The sequence below is a fragment of the Yonghaparkia sp. Root332 genome (assembly GCF_001425665.1).
In the GTDB taxonomy this organism is placed as follows: Bacteria; Actinomycetota; Actinomycetes; order Actinomycetales; family Microbacteriaceae; genus Microcella.
In genome coordinates this window covers 1,544,073-1,566,356 of sequence record NZ_LMCX01000001.1, presented here as the reverse complement: position 1 = coordinate 1,566,356, position 22,284 = coordinate 1,544,073, and the positions used below count along the sequence as shown (strand labels likewise).

Here is a 22,284-nt window from a genome sequence, read left to right as displayed (position 1 = left end):
GGAACCTCGTATCTGTCTCGCTCGGCCCTGGCGGGCCTGATCATGGCGGGGCCTCGTGCCCCCTGGTGAGGCTGTTATCGGGTGGTGCCGGCCACCTTGGGCAGGGCACCGCCGGCCGCGGCGTTGCGATCGGGCCGGAACGTTCGCAGGTCGACGCCGTCGATGTCGTGCACGAGCGCCATCTCGTCCTCGATGATCGCCGCCTCGTGGTCCTCGGGGCCGACGAGGGGCAGACGCACGCGGGGCGACCCGATGCGGCCGAGCCCGTGGAGCACGTACTTCGTCGCGACCGTGCCGGGGACGTGCGTCATGAGCGCCCGCACGAGCGGCTCGAGGCGCTGGTGCTCGGCGGTCGCCGACGCGAGATCGTTCGCGTTGACGGCGTCGACGATCGCGCGGTAGCTCGCGGGTGCGACGTTCGCGGTGACGCCGATCAGGCCCGTTCCGCCGATCGCGAGCGTCGGCAGGACGTTCGCGTCGTCGCCGGCGAAGTACATGAGGTCGGTCTGGTTCATGACGCGGCTGACCTCGCTCAGGTCGCCCTTGGCGTCCTTCACGGCGAGGATGTTCGGGTGCTTCGCGGCGCGGAGGATCGTCTCGTACTTGATCTCGATGCCCGCACGTCCCGGGATGTCGTAGAGGATGACCGGCAGATCGGTCGCGTCCGCGATCATGCGGAAGTGCGTGAGCACACCGGCCTGGGTGGGCTTGTTGTAGTAGGGCGTGACGATCATGACGCCGTCGGCGCCGGCCTTCTCGCTCGCCTTGTAGAGCTCGATCGCGTGCGCCGTCTCGTTCGAGCCGCCGCCCGTGATGATCGTCGCGCGGCCGGAGCTGACCGCCTTGCCCACCGTGACGAGCTTGAGCTTCTCGGCGTCGGTGAGGGTGCTCGTCTCGCCCGTCGTGCCGGTGACGACGATGCCGTCGGCGCCGTGGGTGATGAGGTGCTCGATGTGCTTCTCGACCCCGGGCCAGTCGACCTCGCCGTCGGCGGTCATCGGGGTCACCAGGGCGACCAGGACCTGGCCGAAGGGGTTCTGCTCGCTCACGGTTCCCAGGGTATCGGCTCGGGCCCGCCGCCGCCGCGCCGGTCGCTCGGCGCCGCCACGCCAGTCGCTGGGCGCCGCCACGCCGGTCAGGTGTCTGCAGAACCGACAGTCGGAATCGACACGCCGATGATCCAGCTCCTCACGCCGGTGTCACCCACAGAGAGTCGGCCTCGCAGACAGATGCTCTCCGCGCGCGACGATGGCCTCCACGACCGCGACCGCACCAGCCGGATCGTCGAACACCTGGCGGTAGTCGAGTCGGAGCACGAGGAATCCGAGAGCGACGAGAAGCTCATCCCGTCTTAGGTCAGCTCGGCGATGTGCAGCCTCCGCGTGATGCGCCTCGCTGTCGCACTCGATGATCAGCCGATCGCCCACGAGGAGGTCAGCGCGATCCAGGTCGCCCGTCGGCAGCGGGACCTGCGGTGTCGCGGGGATGCCCGCCTGATGGAGGAGGACTCGCAGCACGCTCTCCGTTCCGGAGTCGGATCGCTCATCGGAGAGCTCCGCCGCCTCGCGAGCCGGCCCGCGCCAGGACTGCGCCGCCATGAGCAGCTCCACCGGCGTGAGCGGCGAGACGCGCATCGCGGAATCCAGCACGGCCACCGCGAACGGCAGCGGAAGGTCCGCGGCGGCGAGCCGCAGCACCTGCTCCAGCGGAGCGAGACCGAACTGCGGATGGACCCGCTCGCGACTCCAGTGGATCCGCGGATTCCAGGGCTGCCTTCGCGGAGTCGTCGCGATGTGAACGTCGACATGCAGGGGTGCGCGTCTCGCGCAGGGCGGGGTCCACAGCCTGTGATGCGGGAGAGCGGAGACTGACGTCAGTCGGCCGCCGACACGGGCTGCCCGCAGAAGGTCGGGGTGGACATCCGGTATCGCATAGACGCCCTTTCGGGGTCGGAGCAGCTCACCGCGATCGACCGAGCGGGCGAGCTGCCGCTGCTGCGCTGGTGACGCGTTCAGTTCCCGGAGGGTCGCGATGCCTCCCGCGGCGCGGATCGACGACGAGAGTGAGGTCATTCGGCGAGTCTGCGGCGAGAGGCGCCGCAGCGAACGGGCTCTACCGGGATCGGTGAGCCTGGATGCGGTCGAGCCGTCTGAGGACGAGTGCTGTCCGTCGGACCGACAGCGAGCATCGACACGCCGTCGACACCGCTCGACGCGCGGGACAGCGCACCGTCCTGTCGGTCCTGCAGTCGTGAACACTTCGCGAAGCGCGGTCGGGCGCACCGCGGTCGGGCACGGAGAGAGGGACTCAGGTGCGCGGGCTCGCGCGGCGCGGTTGGCGCGGGCGGCGCGGTTGGCGCGTGCCGCGCGGTTGGCGCGGGCCGCGCGGTGCCGACTACGGGGCGACGCGGCCGTTCGCGTTGAACGACTCGTAGGTGAGCGGCATGAGCTCGGCGAAGCGCTGCTCCATGAGCTCGGCGACCATCTCGATCTCGCGCTGCGGGAAGGAGGGGAAGTGCGTGCCCTCGCGCTTCGTGCGCAGCGACAGGAAGTTCATGAGCGAGCGGGCGTTCATCGTGACGTACATCGAGCTGTAGATCGTCACCGGGAGGACCGTTCGGGCCACCTCGCGCGCGATGCCCGCGTCGAGCATCCGCTGATAGGAGGCGTAGGCCGCCTCGCAGACGCCGCGCACCTCCGCATCGACCATCGCGTGCTGCTCGGGGGTCCCGGGGAGGAAGTCGTAGGCGCCGGGCTTGCCGACCTGGATGAGGTTCCGGTCGGCGCCGGGCACGTAGAAGACGGGACGCAGCTCGCGGTAGCGGCCCGACTCCTCGTTGTAGGAGGCGATGCGGTGCCGCATGAACTCGCGGAACACGAAGATCGGCGCCTGCACGTAGAAGGTCATCGAGTTGTGCTCGAACGGCGAGCCGTGCCGGTCGCGCATGAGGTAGTTGATGAGGCCGCGGTCGCGCACCGTCGCGTCCTGCCCGGAGGACGCGCTCTCGAGCGTCTGCTCCCCCTGCGTCGAGACGCGGGCGGCGAAGAGCACGTCGGAGTCGGCGGCGCTCGCGCGCACGAGCTCGACGGTCACATCGGAGCGGAAGGTGATCTCGGCTGCGTCGGACACGTTCGAAACCCTACCGGCGGCCGCGGGCATCCGACCGCCGGTGCGCTCGCGCGTCATGGAACGTCACATGCGGGCCGGTCGGGGAATAGATGAAGCCCCGTGCGTGGTTCCCTCATCTCATGGACTCCCCCGCGCTCCTCGCGATCGCCGCGCTCGTCATCGGCGCGACGGCGATCGGCCTCGTCATCCGCGCCCGGTCGGGTCGCGTCGTGGTCTCCGATGCATCGCAGGCGGCGGATGCCCGTCTCGCGGTCGCGGGCGCCGACGTGACCCTGCTCCAGCTCTCGAGCCCCGTCTGCTCGGCCTGCGCGGTCATGCGACGCGTGAGCGAGGAGCTCGTCGCGGGCGAGCGCGGCCTCGCGCGTCGCGAGCTCGACGTCACCGAGCACCCCGACCTCGCGTCGGCGCACAACGTCCTCAGCACCCCGACGACCCTGCTCGTCGATGCTCACGGCGTCGTCCGCGGCCGCATCGTCGGCGCGGCGAAGCCCGCCGAAGTGCGCGCGGCCGTGCAGTCGGTGCGCGAGAGCATCGGAGCCGCCGCGTGAGCGCCCCCGGCACGTCATCGGAGCCCGGCACGCAGCCCGGCATCGACCCGCGCGGGCCCCGGTTCGGCGCCGCGATCACCGCCGTGCTGCTGCTCGTGGTCGTGGGGCTCGCGCTCAGCGGCTCGGCCGTCGCCGCGACCGCGGTTCTCGCCGCTCTCGTCGCGATCTTCGCCTGGGGGGCGTTCGCGGGCATCCGCCGCCACCCGTGGGGTCGGCTGTACGCGACGCTCGTCGCTCCGCGCCTGGCTCCCCCGACCCACCGCGAGGACCCGGCGGCGCCGACCTTCGCGCAGCTCGTCGGCTTCCTCATCACGGGAGCGGGTCTCGTGCTGCACCTGCTCGGCGTCCCTGGCGCCTTCGTCGTCGCCGCCTCGATGGCGTTCATCGCGGCCTTCCTCAACGCCGTCTTCGACTACTGCCTCGGGTGCCAGCTGTACGTGCTGCTCGTGCGCGCCGGCGCGATCCGGCCGCGACGCGCGTAGCCGGCTCCTCTAGCCGACGCGCCTGAGCGGAGGCCTCTCGCGCGGGTCGGATCGCTTCCGTAGGCTGAAGCTCCCGTCAGGACGAAGGAGACCCCCATGGCCGTCACGAGCGAAGCCACCACCCTCTGGTTCGGATCCCTCACCGAGGGGCACGGCACGACATCCCTCGACTCGTCGGATGCGGCCGAGTTCCCCGTCACGTGGGCGGCCCGCAGCGAGGGCGTCCCCGGCAAGACGAACCCGGAGGAGCTCCTGGGCGCCGCGCACTCGGCCTGCTACTCGATGGCGCTCTCGCACGCGCTGACCGGTGCCGGGCACGCCCCGGAGAGCCTGCAGGTCACCGCCGCCGTCACTTTCGTGCCCGGCGAGGGCATCACGGGCAGCCACCTGCTCGTGAGCGCGAAGATCCCCGGCATCTCGGCCGACGACTTCGCGACCTTCGCGGAGGACGCGAAGAAGAACTGCCCCGTGTCGGCCGCTCTCGCGGGCGTGCGGATCACGCTCGAAGCCTCGCTCGCGTAGTGGCGGCCGCACCCCGAACCGGCCGCGGCGCGAGCTCCGACGGAGCGGGCCGGCCGCTCACGGTGCTCATCGCCGGCGCCTCCGGCATGATCGGCTCGGAGCTGCAGCGTCAGCTGCGCGCGCAGGGGCACGCGGTGCGCACCCTCGTGAGGCGTCCGCCGCGATCGGAGACCGAGTTCGCCTGGTCGCCGGAATCGCGCGTTCTCGACGCGCGCATCCTCGATGAGGTGGATGCGGTCGTCAATCTGTCGGGCGCCTCGATCAGCCGCATCCCGTGGACGCCGGGCTGGAAGAGGCAGATCCTCGACTCGCGCATCGGCGCGACGCGCGCCCTCGCCGAGGCGATGGGCATGGCCGAGCGGCCGCCCGCGACGTTCATCAGCGGATCCGCGGTCGGCTACTACGGGGACCGCCCCGCGGTGCGGCTCACGGAGGAGTCGAGCAAGGGCGAAGGGTTCCTCGCCGACGTCGTCGAGGCCTGGGAGCAGGCCGCGCAGCTCGCGCCGGAGGGCACGCGCGTCGTCCTGGCGCGCACGGGCCTCGTGATCGGCCCCGGCGGCGCGATGACGCCGCTGCGCCTGCTGACCCGCTTCGGACTCGCCGCGCGCGTCGCCTCCGGCGGCCAGCACTGGCCGTGGATCAGCCTGCACGACGAGGCGGACGCGATCGTGCACCTGCTCACCTCGGGCGTCCGCGGACCGGTCAACCTCGCCGGCCCGACGCCCGCGACGAGCGACCGCGTGACGCGCGCGCTCGCGGCGGCGATGAACCGCCCGCACGCGCTCGTGCTGCCGGAGAGGGTCATCGCGCTCGGGATGGGCGAGGCGGGGCGCGAGCTGCTGCTCGCGAGCCAGAAGATGGTGCCGGCCAAGCTGATCGCCGACGGGTTCCGGTTCCGGCACGAGACGATCGAGCAGGCGATCGCGGAGCTCGTGCATCCGGAGGCGCGCGCATCGGTCACGGGCGGGCGCTCCCCCGCCGCGTCGTCCGACGCCGCGGCCTAGAGGATCCCGTCCGCGCGCGCGAGCCGGATCGCCTCGCGCATCGCCCACCGGGCGCGCCGACGGTCGCGCGCGCCGTCGTACGCGAGCGACAGGCGGAACCAATGCGCCCACGAGCCGGGGTTCGCCTCGGCCTCGGCGGCGTAGCGCGCGAAGACCTCGTCGGCCGCCGCGCGCTCGACCCGACCGCTCACGCGCGTCGGGAGCTCGTCGGCCGGCAGCCCTCCATCGGCCTCGAGCCGACGGCCCAGCCGCTCGGTGCGGAAGCCGAACACGAACTCGGCGACGGCGAACACGGCTCCCAGCAGCGGCAGAGCGAGGAGCGCCCAGCCGATCACCTGCGCGAGAGGCTGCGGAGCCGTGATGAGCTGCACGGCGTAGAAGACCGTGAACGTCAGGTACAGGAGGAGGAGTGCGCCCATCGCGAGCGCACTCCAGCGCGTGCGATTCCTCACGCGGGAGCGTCCGTCGCCGCGGACGGCGCGGAGGGATCCGCCGGCGCACCCGGAGAACCGGGAGCACCGAGCCCGATGAGGCGGTCGAGCCCGACGACGAGGCCGCGGACGTGCGCCGCGGCGCGGATCGACAGCGCGATGCCCTGCTCGTACGCGGCGGGCGACAGCGTCTCGTGGGTGAGCGTGAGCACCTCGCCGGTTCCGCCGAAGTGGACGTCCTGCTTCGCGACGACGCCCTGCAGTCGCAGCGAGTGGATGGGCACGCTCGCGACCTGCTGACCCCTCGCGCGCTGGTCGACGTGCGGCGCGACCACGGGCCCGAGCTCGGCGCGCGCGTGGCCGATGAGCTCCGCGGTGCGCACGGCCGTGCCGCTCGGCGAGTCGACCTTGGCGGCGTGGTGCGCCTCGACGATCTCGACCGACTCGTAGAACTGCGCGGCGATGGTCGCGAAGTGCGTCGCGAGCACCGACCCGACCGAGAAGTTCGGGATGATGACGACCGCGGCATCCTCTCGGCCCGCGAGGAGGGTGCGCAGCGTCCGCACGCGGTCCTCGCTCCAGCCGCTCGTTCCGACGACGACCGCGAGGCCGGCGCGCACCGCGTGATCGACGACCGTCGGCGAGACGCCGGGGTGGGTGACGTCGAGCACGACGTCAGCGCCGAGCATGTCGTCGAGGGAGCTGCGCGAGGTGAGGCGCGCGACGAGCTCGAGATCTGGCTGCTGCTCGATGACGCGGCACGCGACGGAGCCCAGACGCCCGCTCGCGCCCACGACGGCGACCCGGATGACCATGGGATCAGCCTACTGTCGGGATGCCGAGCGTCCGCCGCCGTGCGCTCGTAGGCTTCAGGGATGGTGACCTTCCGCGAGGCGATGCCGACCGACCCGACCGCGGCGGCGCTGCTCGACCAGTACTTCGCCGCGCGCGCCGAGGGGTTCCCCTCCGGTCGCGCGTACCGGCGCCCGACCGTGGACGCCGCGCAGTTCGCGCCCCCGGGCGGGGTGTTCCTGCTCCTGGAGGGCGAGAATCTCGCGGGCGAGCCGGCCGATGTGGGCTGCGGAGGCATCAGGACGATCCCCGATGGTCCCCTCGGGTCGCGCCGCGAGGTGAAGCACGTGTGGGTGCAGCCCCACGCGCGGCGGATCGGCGCGGGGCGCTCGCTCATGCTCGAGCTCGAGCGCCGGGCTCGCGAGAGCGGCGCGCGCGAGCTCGTGCTCGACACGCACGACGCTCAGACGGCGGCGGGCGCGCTCTACGCGAGCCTCGGGTTCGCGCCGGTGGAGCCGTTCAACGACAACCCGAACGCGACCCTCTGGCTCGGCAAGCCGCTCGCGCCCGCCGACTGACGTCGAGCGGGTGCGCGCGAACGACCGGGTCGTCAGGCGAGGCTGAGGAAGAGCTTCTCGAGGTCGGCGACCTCGACGTCGTTGTCGGCGCCGGTGTCGTCGCGCAGGCACTCCTTCATCGCCGAGGCGATGAGGGCGAAGCCGGCGCGGTCGATCGCGCTCGAGGCCGCGGACAGCTGCGTCACGATCTCGCGGCAGTCACGCCCCTCCTCGATCATCGCGAGCACCGCGGTCAGCTGCCCCTGCGCGCGGCGCAGGCGATTGGAGATCTTCTTGGCCTCGGCCGCCGGGATGGTCGTCACGGTCGCGCCCCCGTCTCGTAGTCGAGCCCGCGCTGCACCCACGCGGAGGTCCCGCCCGCGACGGACACGGCGTCGAAGCCGCGCGCGAGCAGGTAGTCGGCGGCGCGCTGGCTGCGCGCGCCGGAGTGGCAGATGACGTAGATGCGCTCGTCGAGCGGCATCGTCTCGACCGCGTCGGGCACCGTGCCGAGCGGGACGAGCCGCGCTCCCGGCACGTGCGCCGCCGCGTACTCGTCGGGCTCGCGCACGTCGATGAGGGCGATCGGGCCCTGCGCGTGGTGCTGCGCGAGCTCGTCGACGGTGATCTCGTCAGCCACGGGATGCTCCAGTCAGGGTCGGGGCGGCGGTCGCCGCCGTGCCGGCGAGCCACGTCGTGTAGCCGCCGTCGAGGTTCGCCGCGGTCACACCGTACTGCCGCAGGAGCGATGCCGCGGTGTGGCCGCGCTGCCCGACCTTGCAGTGCACGATGACGCGCTCGCCGCGCAGCGACTCGGCGTGCTCGCGCAGCTCATCGAGGGGCATGAGCTCGGCGCCGGGGATGGCGCCCGCCGCGTTCTCGCCGGTGGTGCGCACGTCGATCAGACGCCAGCCCTCGGTGAGCCGGTCGGCGAGCTCGTGCCACTGCACGCTGTCCTCCCCGTCGATGAGGTTGTCGTCGACGTAGCCGAGCATGTTGATCGGGTCCTTTGCCGAGGCGAACTGCGGCGCGTAGGCCAGCTCGAGGTCGGCCAGCTGCCGACCGGTGAGGCCGCCCGCCATCGCCGTGGCGATGACGTCGATGCGCTTGTCCGCCCCGTTCTCGCCGATCGCCTGCGCCCCGAGGATGCGGTCGGTCTCGGCGTCGACGATGAGCTTGAGCGAGAGCGTGGTCGCGCCCGGGTAGTAGCCGGCGTGATCGCTCGGGTGGGTGTGGATCACGCGGATGCGCCGCCCCTCCTCGCGCAGCTCGCGCTCGGTGCGGCCGACGACGGCGGCCGTGAGGCCGAATACGCCGATGACGGCGGTGCCGAACGCGGGGACCGCGTCGTGCGAGCGCCCGGCGATCGCGTCGGCGGCGAGACGGCCGTGACGGTTCGCGAGCCCGGCGAGCCAGACGGGAGCCGAGCCGCCCTCGGCGCGCTGCTTGAGCGCGGCGTCGCCGACGGCCCAGATGGAGGGGTCTGAGGTGCGCTGCTGCGCGTCGACGACGAGGTAGCCGCGCTCGTCGAGCGCGAGCCCCGCCGCGCGGGCGAGCGCCGTGTCGGGGCGGACGCCGACGGAGAGGATGACGAGGTCGGCGTCGAGGGTCGCGGCGCCGCCGTCGAGCACCACGAGGTCGGGCTCGATGGCCGACAGGGCGGTTCCGAGACGGACGTCGACGCCGTGGGCGCGCATCCGCTCAGCGACCAGGTGGGCCATCTCGACGTCGAAGGGGCGCAGCAGCTGCGGCAGCATCTCGACGACCGTGACCTCGAGGCCGCGGTGGCGGAGGTTCTCGGCGAGCTCGAGACCGATGAAGCCGCCGCCGGCGACGACGACGCGGCGCGCGTCGCGGGCGCGCTCGATGATCGCGTCCATGTCGGCGAGGTCGCGCAGCGCGAGACCGCGCTCGACGCCCGGGATGGGTATGCGCACGGGGCTCGCGCCGGTGCTCAGCACGAGGGCGTCGTAGCCGATGCGCTCCTCCGCGCCGGTCTCGACCGATCGGGCGGTCACCGTGCGGGCCTCGCGGTCGATCGCGACGGCCTCGGTGCGCACGCGCACGTCGAGCCCGAACCGGGCTCCGAGGGCGGCGGGGGTCTGCAGGACGAGCGAGGAGCGATCCTCGATGACGCCGCCCACGTGGTACGGCAGGCCGCAGTTGGCGAAGCTGACGTGCTCGCCGCGCTCGAGGACGATGATGCGGGCGGTCTCGTCCAGACGGCGCAGGCGCGTGGCGGCGGACATGCCGCCCGCCACTCCGCCGACGATCACATAGGTTCGGGGCTGGGTCATGGTGCGAGAGTATACCCCCGGGGGTATTTTTGGCAAGCGCTCCCAGCCGACTCCCGATCGCCCCTCAGAGCGATGTGCGACAGTCTCGTTCATGCCGCGACCCGCCGTCCTCCGTCGTGCGAGGGCGCGCATCCTCACCATCTTCTCGGGCGATCCCGACGGCGTCCCCGCCTGGGTGAGCGCCCTCGAGAGCGGCGACGACGAGGGCTTCTTCGGGCCGGGCTCCGCGGTGTGGGTCGTGCACAACGGAACCCCGACCATCGTGGCGGGGATCCGCGCCCTCCTCATGCAGACCCTCCACCCGGGCGCGATGGCCGGAGTCCACGACCACAGCCGCTACCAGCAGGACCCGCTCGGCCGCCTCGCCGGCACGGTGCGCTGGGTGCTCACGACGACCTTCGCCGACCGCACCCGGGCCGAGGCCGGCTGCGCATGGGTGTCGCGCCTCCACGAGCGCGTGCGCGGCGAGTACGCGGGCCCGGACGGCGCCCCGCGCGCCTACCGCGCCGACGACGCCGACCTCATCGGCTGGGTGCACTGCGTCTTCGCGGACGCCTTCATCGGCTCGCACGAGACCTGGGGAGGACCGATCCCCGGCGGTTCCGACCAGTACGTGCGCGAGTGGGCGATCGCGGGCGAGCTCATGGGGATGGTCGACCCGCCGCGCTCGCGTGCCGAGCTCGACGCCGCGATCGCCTCCTACATCCCCGTCCTGCGGCGCGACGAGCGCGTCGACGACGCCGTGCGCTGGCTCCGGTCGCCGCAGCTCGGTCGTGCGGTGGGGCCCGCGTACCGCATCCTCTTCGCCGGCGCGGTCGCCTCCCTCCCCGATCGCTATCGGCGGATGCTCGGCCTGCGTCGCCCGTGGTGGCCGGCGATCACGGCCACGCGCCTGATGCTCGCGGTCATGCGCGCGGTGCTCGGCACCGAGTCGTCGAGCATGCGGTTCACCCAGCTGCGTCTGGAGCGCCTCGCGGGCCAGAACGCCTGAGCGCTCTCGGACGTTCGCGGCCGCTCAGAAGGGCTGGTCGACCGGGAGTCCGGTGCGCAGCTCCACGGGCAGGTGCCCCAGGTCGTTGTGCGCGACGAGCACGGGCGGCTTCGCCGAGCGCACGCGGATGATCGTGAGGCCGCAGTTGGCCTGGTTGACGCCCATCCATCGCCAGGCGGGTGCGTCGAAGACCTCGCGCACGAACCAGGCGATGACGAAGTTGTGGGTGATGAGCAGGTCGTGGCGATCGTCCCGCGAGGGCGAGAGCCACTCGGCGGTCGCGTCGGCCATCTGCGCCTCACCGGCCGCGATCTCGGCCTCGGTCACGCCCCCGAAGAACGACTCGAAGGCGTGCGGCATGTCGGGCGAGGGCCCTGAGGGGATGCAGTCCATGAGCAGCGCGGTCGGCACGGGTTCGATCGAGGGCATGCGCGCGGTCATCGTGCGCGCCGTCTCGACCGCCCGCTGGAGCGGCGAGGTGTGCACGCTCGCGAACGGCACGCCGCTGAGTCGCTCCGCGATCGCCGTCGCCTGCCGCTGACCGCGCCCGCTGAGCGGGCCGTCGGGGAGCCCGTGCTCGGCGTCCTGCTGCTCGCCGTGGCGCACGAGGTACACGTACCGGGACACGATCGCACTCCTTCGTCGCCCTCGACCCTATGTCATCGCGCTCGTGCGGGTCGGTGAACGGCCGACCCCCCGGATTGGGGAACGAAAGGAATTCAAATGCGGACAGACAACCCGGTCTGTCCCCTGCTACAGTGATCGCATCGAGCCGGTTCTCCGGAGCGGTCGGAGGAGCTACCCACTCCTCGCGAAGCAGATGCAGCGCCCCTGTCGTCCCGACCCCCGATCGACGACATCGGCAGCGCTGCAGTGAGGAGACACACCGTGACGGTCAGCGCCCCCCTCGAGGCCGCACGGCGTGTCGCCCCTGCGAAGGCCCGGATCCTCGAGACCGCCATGCGCCGGTTCTACGACGACGGCATCCGCCAGGTCGGCGTCGACCTGCTGATCTCGGAGTCGAAGGTCACCAAGGCGACGTTCTACAAGCACTTCGGCTCGAAGGACCGCCTCGTGCTCGAGTACATCTCAACGCGGCGCGACGCTTCGATCGAGTCGTTCGAGGGCCTCGTCGCCGCCCACGCCGACCCGCGCGTCGGGCTCCGGCTGGTGGCGGATGCCGTGGTCGCGCAGGTGAACGCCCCCGGCTACCGCGGGTGCCCCTTCCAGAAGGCCGCAGCGGAGTTCCCCGACCCGACGCACCCGGTGCGCGTCGTCGTCACCGAGTTCCACGAGTCGCTGCACGAGATCTTCGAATCGACGCTCTCGAGGATGGACCACCCGCTGCCGGGCGAGGCCGCCGACGAGCTCATGCTCGCCTACGACGGCGCGATGGCCTGGAGCCACGTGGGCGACGTGATCGCCGCGAGCTCGGCCCTGCGCCGCGTGTTCGACCGCGTCATCGGCGAGACCGCGCGCTGACCGCCTCCTCCGCACCGGCAGTCGCGGCCGCCGAGCGGGACACCGTGCGGCTAGGAGCTCGCGCGGTCGAGCTCCGTCAGATGGTGCCGGCCGAGCACGAGCGACGGCGCGGCCATCACCGCGTCGAGCTGCTCCGCCCCGCTCACCGACACGACCGGGGCGACGACGCGCGGACGACTGAGCAGCCAGGCGAGCGACACGGTCGCGACGGGCGCTCCGACGTCGGCCGCGACGCGATCCAGGGCGTGGAGGATGCGGATCCCGCGGCGCGTGAGGTGCCTCGCCGCCGCCGACCCGCGCCGGTGCCGCTCGAGATCGGCGCGCCCGCGGTACTTCCCGGTCAGGAAGCCGCCCTCGAGCGCGAAGCGCGGCATGACGCCGAGGTCGAGCTGGGCGGCGACCCGCGCGAGGCCGCCCTCGAACTCGGTGCGGTGCAGCAGGTTGTAGTGGTTCTGCAGCGCGATCATGGGCGCGACCCCGAGCTGGCCGGCCGCGATCCGCGCCTCGAGCAGCCGGTCGGGAGTGTGGTGCGAGCCGCCGAAGGCGCGCACCCGACCGTCACGGATGAGCTCGTCCACCGCGGCCAGGGTCTCCTCGAAGGGCACCGACTCGTCGTCGATGTGCAGATACAGCACGTCGATGCTGCTGACGCCGAGCCGATCCAGCGACGCGGTGACGGCGGACTCGACCGCGCGCGCCGACAGGCCGGGGCTGTCGGCGCTCTTGCCGATCTTGGTCGCGATCGTCAGACGGTCGCGCGCATCGCGGCGGCGCATCCAGTTGCCGATCATGATCTCGCTGCGTCCGCCGGCGTAGGAGTCGGCGGTGTCGATGAACGAACCGCCGAGCTCGAGGAAGCGATCGAGGATCGCCGTCGTGGTCGACTCGTCGGCGGTCCAGCCGAAGGTCGTGCCGCTGAGAGCGAGGGGGAAGACGCGGAGAGCGCTCGGGCCGATGCGCCGCCACCGGACCGGGACGTCGGCCGAGGAATCGGCGGGAGACGAGGGCGAGGATGCCGCGGCCGGAGAGGCGGGTGCGCTGGGCATCGATGACGGGGAGGTCATCGGCGGCGACGCCATCAGGTCGGCGCCGCCCCTCGTGTCGGTCACGGTCGGGGCCTTTCGAGCTGCGGCCGGGTCGCCGCGGGGTCGGAACGTGGCCACACGGTAGCGCTCGAATCGACGTCCTCTCGACTCCGCCACGCCATCGTTATCCGACCGTGAATGACGAAAGGTCGGATGCTCCGGTCCGGATGCCACGATGCGGCCGCGCCCCCACAGGCGCGACCGCATCGGGGATCTTCTCGGGCTACGAGGCGGGGTGCACCTCGTCGATGCCCGACGACTTCTTCGCCGCGTTGACCGCGACGATGCCGAACCCGACCTTGTTGAGCACGTCGGCGATCACGTAGATGATCGCGGCGGCGCTCGCGGCGACGGCGAGGTCGCTTCCGCTGAGCTCGAGGAACTCCTGCGTGGCCGTGCCGAGCGGGTAGATCGACCATCCGATGATCACGAACAGGCGCATGATCGAGACCGCGCGCCTGACGTGCTCGGGCGCGCCGCCGACCTTGACCTGGAAGATCGCGTAGACGATGTAGAGCCACGCCAGCACCGAGATCACGAAGAAGACGACGTTGCCGGCCGAGCCGGGCTCGCCGATCTCGCCGAGGTAGCCGGTGACGATCATGATGATGTCGGCGATCACGAGGCGGGTGACGAGGCCCTTCTTCGCGGCACCCGCGAGCGCGACGATGATGCCGAACTCGATGAGCAGCAGCGGGGTCGTGATGAGCCAGTCGATGTATCGGATCGGAGCGGTCGCCTCGACGGCCGCAGCGTCGATGGCGCCGCCGGGGAACGCGACGATGTCCTTCATGACGTAGTAGAGGACGGACGCGACGAAGGTGATGACCGCGGCGTACGTCGCGACGGACCTCAGCTCCGGCTTGAGATCGTTCCGCTCCATGAAGAACCACAGAGTGCCCGCCGCCATCGCGACGAAGCCGAGCATGAAGAACGCCTGCACAATCTGGAAGTCCACAGTTCTCCTTCGAATCGTGTGAGGCGCCGTTCGGGGGCGAACGGCGGTAGTGACTCCATCGGGTCGTGGGCCCCTCCGGCTTGGGTTGACGGTCGCGAATCTATCGTTGAGTGTCGGAATAACCCCCCAGTGCGGCTTGAGCGCGCTGTGCATCACCTGGGGAAAAACTGCATGAATTTGCATAGATCCGAGGGGTCGTACGGGGAGGCATGGCACGGTAGGAGCATCCGCACGATGGATCGACGCCTCAGGAGGCCTACCGTGACCAACGACCCGTTGTGGCGACTGCCCGACGTTCCGACCTTCGCGCTCTCGAGCCCCGACCTGGCCGAGGGCGAAGAGCTGCCCCAGTGGGCGCGCTCCGGCATCGCGGGAGCCGGCGGCGAGGACCGCTCCCCCGCCCTGCACTGGAGCGGCGCCCCCGAGGGGACGCAGAGCTACGTCGTCATGATGTACGACCCCGACGCGCCGACCGGCAGCGGCTGGTGGCACTGGGCGGTCTACAACCTGCCCGCCTCGTGCACATCCCTCCCGGCGAACGCGGGCGACCCGGATGCCGGGCTCCTGCCCGAGGGCGCGGTGACGGTCGCGAACGAGCTGCGTCTCAAGCGCTTCCTCGGCGCTGCGCCGCCCTCGGGCCACGGCGACCACCGGTACTACTTCATCGTCAACGCCCTCGACGTCCCGTCGATCGAGGTCCCCGAGGACGCGACGCCCGCGCTGCTCGGCTTCATCCTGCGCGACCACCTCATCGGCCGCGCCGTGCTCTCGGGGCTCTCGCGCACCGAGTAGCGCTCGCCGCGAACGACGGATGCCCGCCCCCGGGGTCGGGAGCGGGCATCCGGTCGTTCGGTGCTCGGGTCGGACTAGCCGTCCTCGCCCTCGGCGGGCGCCTCGGCGCCCTCGCCGTCGGCGAGCACGGGCGCGAGCGACAGCTTGCCCCGGTCGTCGGTCTTCGTGATCTCGACGAGGATCTTCTGACCCACGCTGAGCACGTCCTCGACGTTCTCGACGCGCTTGCCACCGGCGAGCTTGCGGACCTCGCTGATGTGCAGCAGGCCGTCCTTGCCGGGCATGAGCGACACGAACGCGCCGAACGCCGCGAGCTTCACGACGGTGCCCAGGTACTGCTCGCCGACCTCGGGGTTGATCGGGTTGGCGATCTGATTGACGCGGGCGCGGGCGGCCTCGGCCGAGGGGCCGTCGACGGCGCCGATGTAGACCGTGCCGTCCTCCTCGATCGAGATCTGGGCGCCGGTCTCGTCCTGGATCGCGTTGATCGTCTTGCCCTTCGGGCCGATCAGCTCGCCGATCTTGTCGACCGGGATCTGCACGCTGATGACGCGAGGAGCCGTGGGGGCCATCTCGTCGGGCGCGTCGATCGCCTGGTTCATGACCGCGAGGATCGCCATGCGGGCGTCCTTCGCCTGGCCGAGAGCCTGCTGCAGCACCGACGACGGGATGCCGTCGAGCTTGGTGTCGAGCTGGATGGCCGTGACGAACTCGCTCGTGCCGGCGACCTTGAAGTCCATGTCGCCGAGGGCGTCCTCCGCGCCGAGGATGTCGGTGAGGGCCGCGTAGCGGGTCTCACCATCCACCTCGTCGCTGATGAGGCCCATCGCGATGCCCGCGACCGGCGCACGCAGCGGCACACCGGCGTTGAGCAGCGACAGGGTCGAGGCGCAGACCGAGCCCATCGAGGTCGAGCCGTTCGAGCTCATGGCCTCGCTGACCTGACGGATCGCGTAGGGGAACTCCTCGCGGCTCGGCAGCACCGGCACGAGGGCGCGCTCGGCGAGGAAGCCGTGCCCGATCTCGCGACGCTTGGGGCTGCCGACGCGGCCGGTCTCACCGGTCGAGTACGGCGGGAAGTTGTAGTGGTGCAGGTAGCGCTTGCTCGTGACGGGGTTCAGCGAGTCGATCTGCTGCTCCATCTTGAGCATGTTGAGCGTCGTCACGCCGAGGATCTGCGTCTCGCCGCGCTGGAAGATCGCCGAGCCGTGGACGCGCGGGATGACCTGCACCTCGGCGTCGAGCGCGCGGATGTCGGCGAGGCCGCGGCCGTCGATGCGGACGCCCTCGGTGAGCACGCGCGTGCGCATGATCTTCTTCGAGACCGACTTGTAGGCGGCGCCGAAGTCCTTCAGCGAGTCCTCGGGCAGCTCGCCCGCGGCGATGCGGCCCTCGATGGCGACCTTGACGCGCGCCTTGAGGGCGTCGTCAGCGGTCTGACGCTCGACCTTGTCGGCGATCTGGTAGACGCCCGCGAGCTCCTCGTGGGCGATCTCGTCGACGGCGCTGTAGAGCTCGGGGCTGTAGGAGAGGAAGACCGGGTAGTCCTGGATCTCCTTCGCCGACTGCGCGGCGAGCTCCTGCTGGGCCTTCGCGAGCTGCATGATGAACGGCTTCGAGGCCTCGAGGCCCTGGGCCACGATCTCCTCGCTCGGCTTGACGGCGCCGCCCTGGATGAGACCCCAGGCGCCCTCGGTCGCCTCGGCCTCGACCATCGTGATGGCGACGTCCTCGCTGCCATCGGCGTTCGTCACGACGCGGCCGGCGACGATGATGTCGAAGACGGCCTCGGCGAGCTGGCTGTGCTTCGGGAAGGCGACCCACTGGCCGCCGCCCGCGTTGTCGGGCATGAGCGCGAGGCGCACCGACGCGATCGGGCCGCTGAAGGGCAGACCCGAGATCTGGGTCGAGGCGCTCGCGGCGTTGATCGCGAGGGCGTCGTAGAACTCGTCGGGCGCGATGCTCAGCACGGTGATGACGATCTGGACCTCGTTGCGCAGACCCTCGATGAAGGTCGGGCGCAGGGGGCGGTCGATGAGGCGGCACACGAGGATGGCCTCGGTCGAGGGGCGGCCCTCGCGGCGGAAGAACGAGCCGGGGATCTTGCCCGCGGCGTACGCGCGCTCCTCGACGTCGACCGTCAGGGGGAAGAAGTCGAAGCCCTCGCGGGGGTGCTTGCCGGCGCTCGTCGCGCTCAGCAGCATGGTCTCCTCGTCGAGGTACGCGGCGACGGCGCCCTGCGCCTGCTGCGCGAGACGACCGGTCTCGAACCGGACGGTGCGGGTGCCGTACTTGCCGTTGTCGAGAACGGTCTCGGCGAACTTGATTTCAGGACCTTCCATTGAGGTCTGTCTCCTTACACGTCTGTGCACCGGGCATCCCGAAGTGGATGCGCGACGCGACGCGCGGAGCAGGAGCGGGCAGGAAGGGACGTCGGCGTGATGCCGCCGGGTCTGCTCTGGCCAACAGTAGACATCCACCGTTCCGGCGCTGCGCGAGCGCTGCGAGACGGGAGATCACCACCGGTGACCAGCTTCGAGCCGGCCTGCTCCGTGCGGTATTCATTTGGGTGACGCGGAACCGCGCCTCGCCCAGGCTATCAGCCCGGCGTGTCGCGGCCTAGTGAAGAGGCGCGCGGGGCGCGTCGCACCGCGCCACCGCGGGGCCGCGGCTACTGCGAAGGCGCGTCGGCGGTCACGACGACCTTGCCGCGCAGGTGCCCCGCCTCGAGGAACGCGAACGCCGTCCGCACCTCCGACAGCGGGAACGTCGCGGCGATCGGCACGTCGAGGGTGCCGTCGGCGACGAGCGCGGCGAGGGCATCCAGAGTGGGCGGATGCACGGCGCCGCGCCCCACGCCCCGCACCCCGTAGGCACTCGCATCGGTCGCGACCGTGTTGATGCGCTCGGGCGGCACGCCGAGCGCGAGCGCCGCCTCGATGGTCTCGGCGCCGGCCTGGTCGAACACCGCCGTGATGCCGCCGGGCGCGGCCGCGGCGAGCCGCTCGCGGAGGCCCTCGCCGTAGAGCACGGGCTCGACGCCGCGGGCGCGCAGCCACGCGTGATTGCCGGCACCGGCCGTGCCGATGACGCGGATGCCGCGATGCACGGCGAGCTGGCCGAGGATTCCGCCGACGCCGCCGGCGACCGCGCTCACGACGATCGTGTCGCCCGCGACGAGCCCCTGCGACTCCAGGGCGTCCCATGCCGTCTGGCCGGCGAGCGCGAGCCCGGCGGCGACCTCGAGCGCGACGCCGTCGGGCACGCGCGCGACGACCCCGGCGGGGGCGAGCACCCAGTCGGCGAACGCGCGCTGCGGGATCGAGCCGAAGACGCGGTCGCCCGGTGCGATTCCGGTCACGCCCGCCCCGACCTCCTCGACGACGCCCGCGAACTCGCGGCCCACGTCGACCGGGAGCGGGATCGCGATGCGCGAGCGGCCCGACCGGATCTTCGCGTCGACGGGGTTGAGCCCACCCGCGGCGAAGCGCACGCGCACCTCGCCCGCGCCGGGCGGCGGCACCTCGATCGTCTCGAGGCCCATCACCTCGGGTCCGCCGCGCTCGTGGTACCGGACGACGCGGGATGGGCGGGGGCGAGGGCTCATGCGCTCAGCCTAGGCACCGCGCGCGCTCGGCGGGTCGCCGTCGACGTCGACGACGGGGACGCCGACCGCGAGAGCGAAGGCCTCCACGCGCAGGGGGTCGAGGGCGTCTCCGATGGGAGTTGCGATGCGACCCGACTCGATGACCCAGAGCTCGGGGCGCCCCCGACGAGCGTCGAGCCAGCGGCCGATCGCGAGCTCGTGCCCGTAGGAGTGCTCGGCGACGGCGAACGGTGAGCGCACGACGAGCGACCAGCCGTCGGAGCGCAGGCTCGTGCGCCAGCGGGTGGTGATCTGCGCGGCGCTCGCGGCGAGCAGGAGGAACCCGCCGAGCGAGACGGCGATGAGAAGACCCGTGAGGATGCCCGGGGGCGCGACCCCGACGACGAGCCCGGTCGCCGCGGCGACCATCGCGATCGCGGCGAGGGCGAGCCGGAGCCCCCACGGCCCCGCCCCGGCCCGCACGACGGCGATCGGGCGGAGGAGGTCGTCCGACGGCATGAGGACATTGTGCGGCCCGCGGCCCGCGGGCGGCTGAGGATCCGCTCGGGCGGGCGCTACCGGTCGATGACGGGCAGCGGCAGGCGGTCGAGGGCGAGCGCCGGGTCGGGGCAGGCCGCGCGCATCGCCGCGCGATCGAGGGCGGTGACGCCGGTGACCGCGATGATCGACCAGATGTCGCGCGGACCCTCGGAGCTCAGGGGCCGGTCGCGGATGGCGTCGATGACCGCTGACGTGTCGGCGATGTCGAGCCGACCGCCGAAGGCGCGGACGCAGGCCGGCAGCGCTGTCGTGAGCTGCGCGTCGAGCCAGCGCGCCTCGATCGGCCCGCCGAGCGAGAACTCCTGACTGAAGGGCGGGAACTCGTGGCGGCACAGCGCCTCCGCGACGGCCGGGGCCCACGGGTCCTCCCCCGCGAGCGCCTCGCCGCCCAGCACCGCCGGCCGCCCCAGCCTCTCGGAGGCGCACGAGAGCAGACGCGCGCGGTAGTCGGCGGGGTCGACCCACGCGGTGAACTCGAACTGCAGGGGCGGGGAGTCGGGCCAGCGCTCGCGCAGATCCCGCTGCGTGGCCTGGGTGCTGTCGAACCAGAGACCGATGAGGCGCTCGGCCCGCTCGGCCGCGACGAGCTCGAGGCTGACGCTCGGCGGCTCGACGCCGGAGCACGCGCCGCAGGCGATCACGAGCGCCCCGCAGAGGAGCGCGAGGGCGGATCGCCGCGGCCCGGAGGTCACGGCACGATCTCCGGAGGGTCGAGCGCCAGCAGGGCCGGCCCCGGGTCGGTGCACTGCGCACGCACGCGCGCCTGCGCCGTCGGGTCGCCGACGATCTCGACGTGCGGCCAGACGCTCTGCATCGCGCTCACCGAGCGGCCCACGCTCGTGGGGTAGATCGCGCCGTCGATCGCCGCGTCGACGTCGGGCACGATCAGGCGGGCGCCGAGGCTGCTCGCGCACGCCGGCAGCTCGATGAGCAGCTGCTCGCGCACCCACTGCCGCTCGACGGGCCCGCCGAACGGGTAGAGCGAGCTCCACGGCTGGACGGAGAGCCCGCAGCCGATGTCGGCGACCGGCGCGCGCCAGACCGGCTCGGAGACGGGGCCGGGCCCGACCTGCAGCAGCCCGCTCGCCTCCGTGACGGTGACCTCGCGGCCGAGGGTCTCACTCAGGCACGCGGCGCGCGCCTCGTCGATGTCCTCCACGGGCACCCAGCGGTCGAACGCGATCTCGAGCTCCGCCTCGGGCCAGCGCTCGCGGACGAACCGCGTGGAGTGGGCGACGGCCGCGCGCCACTGCGCCGAGATCGTCGCCGAGCGCTCGGCGACGACATCCTCGATCGTCACGGCGGGGGCCGCGGTCGGCGACGCGCAGCCGGCGAGCGCGGCGAGGAGGAGGGAGGCGGCGACGGCGCTGCGGGCGGCGACGGCGCGGCGGGCGGTCATCGCGACGCCCCGTCGAGGAGGACCTCGGGAGCAGGGCAGCGGGCGCTCGCGGCCGCGCGCTCGAGCGGGTCGGGCCCGACGAGCGCGTAGGGGTCGTAGGCGTCGTCGGTGCGCCAGGTCGCGGCGAACTCCTGGCTCGGGGGCGCCTCGGCGACGGCCCAGCCGTGGCGGGCGAGGCACGCCGGGAGCTCGGAGGTCGCGTACTCGTACGCCCAGGGCAGCTCGACGCCGCGCACCGAGTCGACGAACCAGCTGCGCACGGGGAAGCGGCCCTGGCAGGCGTACGTCGCGACGTCGACGTCGAACAGCTCGCGCGGGGAGTCGACGTCGACCCCGCTGTAGTCGATGCGCTCGCCCTCGTCGGCGGCGCGAGCGCCGGGGAAGCCCGCGCTCGCGAGGCACTCCGACATCAGCCCGCCCCACTCGCCGTAGTCGACCCATCGCTCGACGACGACCTCCGGCAGCGACACGGGGCCCCACTTGGCCCGCACGAACTCGGCGAGGCGCTGCATCGACCGCTCGTGCGCCTGCTCGGCGACGCGGTCGCGCTGGGCGGTCACCGCCCCGAGGCCGGCCGCGGTCTCGATCGGGGCGGGGGCGCAGGCGGCGAGGATGCCCGGCGCGAGCAGCGCGGCCACCGCACCCGCGACGAGCCGCGCGCGGAGCGGGCGCGCACGAGGGCGTCGCGGCGCGCGTCGTTGCTCGGGCATGCCTCGAGAATCGCACGCGGAGCGGGGATTCGGCAGGGAATCCGTCGCGGTCAGCGCCGCCGGCGCGCGAGGAGGAACTCGACGAGGTAGCTCGCCACGATCGCGACGACGACGGCGACGAGCAGCCCGCGCGCGAGGCTCCTGAGCGGACCGAGCGAGGGCGAGCCCGCGGCGACGACGAGACCGATCAGGGCCGCCACGAGCGCGAGGCGCACGAGGCTGACGCGGCGCAGCGCGGACGGTCGGCGGACGGCGCGGGTGACGGGGCCGCGGGCGGGGCGGAGCCTCACCGGTGGCGGAGGCCCTCGGCGACGCGGTCGAACGCCGCCTCGAGCACGGCGGCCGGCTCGCCCTCGCCGTGGCGGGCCCACCACACGAAGGCCTGGTGCGCGACGAGCACGAGGGTGTCGCCGACGATGGCCGCCTCGAGTCCGTCGGGGTCGAGCCCGTCGCGATCGATGAACGCCTGGCGGATCACAAGGCCGACGTCGGCGAATCGGGCGACGCCGTCGGCGTGGAGCGTGTGGTTGTCACCGATGAGGTGGAGGCGCTGCCGCGTGACCTCGCGGATCTCCGGCGGCACGCTCGCGGCGGCGATGTAGGCCTGACGCACCGCGTCGATCGCCGGGACGGCCGGGTCGATACGCTCGAGCTCGGACTTCACGGCATCGGCGAAGCCGTCGGTGCCCGCCCAGACGAGCGAGGCCTTGGCCGGGAAGTGGCGGAAGATCGTTCGGCGGCTGTGCCCGACGACGCGAGCGATGTCCTCCATCGTCACGGCGTCGTAGCCGTGCTCGCGGAACAGATCGAGCGCCACATGTCCGACCCGCTCGAGGTCGAGCTCGACGGGGCGACCGCGGCGGCGTGGTTCGTTCATCCGAGACACCCTAGCCCTGCTGCGGAAGAAGGGAGCAGAAGTGCCAGAATTCCGGTCGTTCCTTCCCCCCCGACGACGAAG

The 22,284-nt window shown here is 72.5% G+C and carries 27 protein-coding genes; 8 read left to right on the top strand and 19 right to left on the bottom strand.

What is annotated here, in order from left to right; all coding sequences use genetic code 11:
* Positions 1 to 74: 74 nt before the first annotated feature.
* From dapA to thyX, 3 genes are all read right to left on the bottom strand, one after another.
* A complete protein-coding gene (dapA, locus tag ASC54_RS07535) occupies positions 75 to 1,049 on the bottom strand; it encodes a 4-hydroxy-tetrahydrodipicolinate synthase (protein ID WP_082514919.1) in 975 nt (324 codons plus the stop codon).
* Positions 1,050 to 1,199: 150 nt separating this feature from the next.
* Positions 1,200 to 1,697, bottom strand: a complete 498-nt coding sequence (locus ASC54_RS12990; RefSeq protein ID WP_055897752.1) for an endonuclease domain-containing protein — start codon at positions 1,695 to 1,697, stop codon at positions 1,200 to 1,202.
* A 697-nt stretch (positions 1,698 to 2,394) separates the two neighbouring features.
* On the bottom strand, positions 2,395 to 3,159 hold the full coding sequence (thyX, locus tag ASC54_RS07525) for an FAD-dependent thymidylate synthase (protein WP_055858927.1): 765 nt from the start codon (positions 3,157 to 3,159) through the stop codon (positions 2,395 to 2,397).
* Between the two features lie 89 nt (positions 3,160 to 3,248).
* Here thyX and ASC54_RS13170 point away from each other — a divergent pair, with 89 nt between their 5' ends.
* The 4 genes from ASC54_RS13170 (at position 3,249) to ASC54_RS07505 (ending at position 5,685) form a co-directional block, all read left to right on the top strand.
* Positions 3,249 to 3,677 (top strand): thioredoxin family protein, encoded by a 429-nt coding sequence (locus ASC54_RS13170; RefSeq protein ID WP_055897749.1) that lies wholly within the window; start codon positions 3,249 to 3,251, stop codon positions 3,675 to 3,677.
* Positions 3,674 to 4,159, top strand: a complete 486-nt coding sequence (locus ASC54_RS13165; protein WP_055897747.1) for a DUF4395 domain-containing protein — start codon at positions 3,674 to 3,676, stop codon at positions 4,157 to 4,159. The genes ASC54_RS13170 and ASC54_RS13165 overlap by 4 nt, the downstream gene beginning before the upstream one ends.
* A gap of 96 nt (positions 4,160 to 4,255) precedes the next feature.
* Positions 4,256 to 4,681 carry an OsmC family peroxiredoxin gene (locus ASC54_RS07510; protein ID WP_055855673.1) on the top strand — a complete coding sequence of 142 codons (426 nt, stop codon included), beginning with the start codon at positions 4,256 to 4,258 and terminating at the stop codon, positions 4,679 to 4,681.
* Positions 4,681 to 5,685, top strand: a complete 1,005-nt coding sequence (locus tag ASC54_RS07505) for a TIGR01777 family oxidoreductase (RefSeq protein ID WP_255357373.1) — start codon at positions 4,681 to 4,683, stop codon at positions 5,683 to 5,685. Before ASC54_RS07510 ends, ASC54_RS07505 begins: the two co-directional genes overlap by 1 nt.
* On the opposite strand, the gene ASC54_RS07500 is transcribed toward ASC54_RS07505, so the two are convergent.
* Together ASC54_RS07500 and dapB are read right to left on the bottom strand one after the other, a co-directional pair.
* Positions 5,682 to 6,137: a hypothetical protein gene (locus tag ASC54_RS07500; protein WP_235451406.1), complete on the bottom strand. Its 456-nt coding sequence runs from the start codon at positions 6,135 to 6,137 to the stop codon at positions 5,682 to 5,684. The genes ASC54_RS07505 and ASC54_RS07500 overlap by 4 nt on opposite strands.
* Positions 6,134 to 6,931, bottom strand: coding sequence for a 4-hydroxy-tetrahydrodipicolinate reductase (gene dapB, locus ASC54_RS07495; protein WP_055855678.1), 798 nt, complete (start codon positions 6,929 to 6,931; stop codon positions 6,134 to 6,136). Before dapB ends, ASC54_RS07500 begins: the two co-directional genes overlap by 4 nt.
* A gap of 60 nt (positions 6,932 to 6,991) precedes the next feature.
* On the opposite strand from dapB, the gene ASC54_RS07490 reads away from it, so the two are divergent.
* A complete protein-coding gene (locus ASC54_RS07490) occupies positions 6,992 to 7,486 on the top strand; it encodes a GNAT family N-acetyltransferase (RefSeq protein WP_055897744.1) in 495 nt (164 codons plus the stop codon).
* 32 nt (positions 7,487 to 7,518) lie between these two features.
* Here the strand turns inward: ASC54_RS07490 and ASC54_RS07485 are convergent, their stop codons facing one another.
* From ASC54_RS07485 to ASC54_RS07475, 3 genes are read right to left on the bottom strand one after another with little or no spacing between them, the layout of a single operon-like run.
* On the bottom strand, positions 7,519 to 7,788 hold the full coding sequence (locus tag ASC54_RS07485; RefSeq protein ID WP_055855684.1) for a metal-sensitive transcriptional regulator: 270 nt from the start codon (positions 7,786 to 7,788) through the stop codon (positions 7,519 to 7,521).
* On the bottom strand, positions 7,785 to 8,105 hold the full coding sequence (locus tag ASC54_RS07480; RefSeq protein ID WP_055855687.1) for a rhodanese-like domain-containing protein: 321 nt from the start codon (positions 8,103 to 8,105) through the stop codon (positions 7,785 to 7,787). Before ASC54_RS07480 ends, ASC54_RS07485 begins: the two co-directional genes overlap by 4 nt.
* A complete protein-coding gene (locus ASC54_RS07475) occupies positions 8,098 to 9,762 on the bottom strand; it encodes an FAD-dependent oxidoreductase (RefSeq protein WP_055855690.1) in 1,665 nt (554 codons plus the stop codon). Before ASC54_RS07475 ends, ASC54_RS07480 begins: the two co-directional genes overlap by 8 nt.
* A gap of 91 nt (positions 9,763 to 9,853) precedes the next feature.
* Between ASC54_RS07475 and ASC54_RS07470 the strand changes: the two genes are divergently transcribed.
* A complete protein-coding gene (locus ASC54_RS07470) occupies positions 9,854 to 10,753 on the top strand; it encodes an oxygenase MpaB family protein (protein WP_055855693.1) in 900 nt (299 codons plus the stop codon).
* 24 nt (positions 10,754 to 10,777) lie between these two features.
* Here the strand turns inward: ASC54_RS07470 and ASC54_RS07465 are convergent, their stop codons facing one another.
* The gene (locus tag ASC54_RS07465) at positions 10,778 to 11,380 is read right to left on the bottom strand and encodes a histidine phosphatase family protein (RefSeq protein ID WP_055855695.1); all 603 of its coding nucleotides are present in this window, start codon (positions 11,378 to 11,380) and stop codon (positions 10,778 to 10,780) included.
* 261 nt (positions 11,381 to 11,641) lie between these two features.
* Here ASC54_RS07465 and ASC54_RS07460 point away from each other — a divergent pair, with 261 nt between their 5' ends.
* Positions 11,642 to 12,235: a TetR/AcrR family transcriptional regulator gene (locus tag ASC54_RS07460; protein WP_055855697.1), complete on the top strand. Its 594-nt coding sequence runs from the start codon at positions 11,642 to 11,644 to the stop codon at positions 12,233 to 12,235.
* Positions 12,236 to 12,285: 50 nt separating this feature from the next.
* On the opposite strand, the gene ASC54_RS07455 is transcribed toward ASC54_RS07460, so the two are convergent.
* A complete protein-coding gene (locus ASC54_RS07455; RefSeq protein WP_055897741.1) occupies positions 12,286 to 13,344 on the bottom strand; it encodes an aldo/keto reductase in 1,059 nt (352 codons plus the stop codon).
* A gap of 199 nt (positions 13,345 to 13,543) precedes the next feature.
* Positions 13,544 to 14,278, bottom strand: a complete 735-nt coding sequence (locus tag ASC54_RS07450; protein WP_055855703.1) for a bacteriorhodopsin — start codon at positions 14,276 to 14,278, stop codon at positions 13,544 to 13,546.
* Between the two features lie 261 nt (positions 14,279 to 14,539).
* On the opposite strand from ASC54_RS07450, the gene ASC54_RS07445 reads away from it, so the two are divergent.
* Positions 14,540 to 15,070 carry a YbhB/YbcL family Raf kinase inhibitor-like protein gene (locus tag ASC54_RS07445; protein WP_235451405.1) on the top strand — a complete coding sequence of 177 codons (531 nt, stop codon included), beginning with the start codon at positions 14,540 to 14,542 and terminating at the stop codon, positions 15,068 to 15,070.
* A 74-nt stretch (positions 15,071 to 15,144) separates the two neighbouring features.
* Here ASC54_RS07445 and ASC54_RS07440 read toward each other — a convergent pair whose 3' ends face one another.
* From ASC54_RS07440 to ASC54_RS07405, 8 genes are all read right to left on the bottom strand, one after another.
* Entirely contained in the window at positions 15,145 to 17,412 is a 2,268-nt protein-coding gene (locus ASC54_RS07440; protein ID WP_055855707.1) for a polyribonucleotide nucleotidyltransferase, read from the bottom strand.
* Between the two features lie 329 nt (positions 17,413 to 17,741).
* Positions 17,742 to 18,677: an NADP-dependent oxidoreductase gene (locus ASC54_RS07435; protein WP_055897736.1), complete on the bottom strand. Its 936-nt coding sequence runs from the start codon at positions 18,675 to 18,677 to the stop codon at positions 17,742 to 17,744.
* Between the two features lie 9 nt (positions 18,678 to 18,686).
* On the bottom strand, positions 18,687 to 19,175 hold the full coding sequence (locus tag ASC54_RS07430) for a hypothetical protein (protein WP_055855713.1): 489 nt from the start codon (positions 19,173 to 19,175) through the stop codon (positions 18,687 to 18,689).
* A 56-nt stretch (positions 19,176 to 19,231) separates the two neighbouring features.
* Positions 19,232 to 19,909 (bottom strand): hypothetical protein, encoded by a 678-nt coding sequence (locus tag ASC54_RS07425; RefSeq protein WP_055897732.1) that lies wholly within the window; start codon positions 19,907 to 19,909, stop codon positions 19,232 to 19,234.
* Positions 19,906 to 20,616, bottom strand: a complete 711-nt coding sequence (locus tag ASC54_RS07420; RefSeq protein WP_055855718.1) for a hypothetical protein — start codon at positions 20,614 to 20,616, stop codon at positions 19,906 to 19,908. Before ASC54_RS07420 ends, ASC54_RS07425 begins: the two co-directional genes overlap by 4 nt.
* Entirely contained in the window at positions 20,613 to 21,326 is a 714-nt protein-coding gene (locus ASC54_RS07415; protein ID WP_156376755.1) for a hypothetical protein, read from the bottom strand. Before ASC54_RS07415 ends, ASC54_RS07420 begins: the two co-directional genes overlap by 4 nt.
* Before the next feature lie 50 nt (positions 21,327 to 21,376).
* The gene (locus tag ASC54_RS07410) at positions 21,377 to 21,616 is read right to left on the bottom strand and encodes a hypothetical protein (protein WP_055855724.1); all 240 of its coding nucleotides are present in this window, start codon (positions 21,614 to 21,616) and stop codon (positions 21,377 to 21,379) included.
* On the bottom strand, positions 21,613 to 22,203 hold the full coding sequence (locus ASC54_RS07405; RefSeq protein WP_055897726.1) for a TetR family transcriptional regulator: 591 nt from the start codon (positions 22,201 to 22,203) through the stop codon (positions 21,613 to 21,615). The genes ASC54_RS07410 and ASC54_RS07405 overlap by 4 nt, the downstream gene beginning before the upstream one ends.
* Positions 22,204 to 22,284: the final 81 nt, after the last annotated feature.

Bases quoted from the DNA above. Each gene is read 5' to 3' on its own strand.
- thyX (WP_055858927.1), bottom strand. From the start codon at position 3,159: ATGCCCGCGGCCGCCGGTAGGGTTTCGAACGTGTCCGACGCAGCCGAG.
- ASC54_RS13170 (WP_055897749.1), top strand. From the start codon at position 3,249: ATGGACTCCCCCGCGCTCCTCGCGATCGCCGCGCTCGTCATCGGCGCG.
- ASC54_RS07510 (WP_055855673.1), top strand. From the start codon at position 4,256: ATGGCCGTCACGAGCGAAGCCACCACCCTCTGGTTCGGATCCCTCACC.
- dapB (WP_055855678.1), bottom strand. From the start codon at position 6,931: ATGGTCATCCGGGTCGCCGTCGTGGGCGCGAGCGGGCGTCTGGGCTCC.
- ASC54_RS07490 (WP_055897744.1), top strand. From the start codon at position 6,992: ATGGTGACCTTCCGCGAGGCGATGCCGACCGACCCGACCGCGGCGGCG.
- ASC54_RS07475 (WP_055855690.1), bottom strand. From the start codon at position 9,762: ATGACCCAGCCCCGAACCTATGTGATCGTCGGCGGAGTGGCGGGCGGC.
- ASC54_RS07470 (WP_055855693.1), top strand. From the start codon at position 9,854: ATGCCGCGACCCGCCGTCCTCCGTCGTGCGAGGGCGCGCATCCTCACC.
- ASC54_RS07440 (WP_055855707.1), bottom strand. From the start codon at position 17,412: ATGGAAGGTCCTGAAATCAAGTTCGCCGAGACCGTTCTCGACAACGGC.
- ASC54_RS07435 (WP_055897736.1), bottom strand. From the start codon at position 18,677: ATGAGCCCTCGCCCCCGCCCATCCCGCGTCGTCCGGTACCACGAGCGC.
- ASC54_RS07430 (WP_055855713.1), bottom strand. From the start codon at position 19,175: ATGCCGTCGGACGACCTCCTCCGCCCGATCGCCGTCGTGCGGGCCGGG.
- ASC54_RS07420 (WP_055855718.1), bottom strand. From the start codon at position 20,616: ATGACCGCCCGCCGCGCCGTCGCCGCCCGCAGCGCCGTCGCCGCCTCC.
- ASC54_RS07415 (WP_156376755.1), bottom strand. From the start codon at position 21,326: ATGCCCGAGCAACGACGCGCGCCGCGACGCCCTCGTGCGCGCCCGCTC.
- ASC54_RS07405 (WP_055897726.1), bottom strand. From the start codon at position 22,203: ATGAACGAACCACGCCGCCGCGGTCGCCCCGTCGAGCTCGACCTCGAG.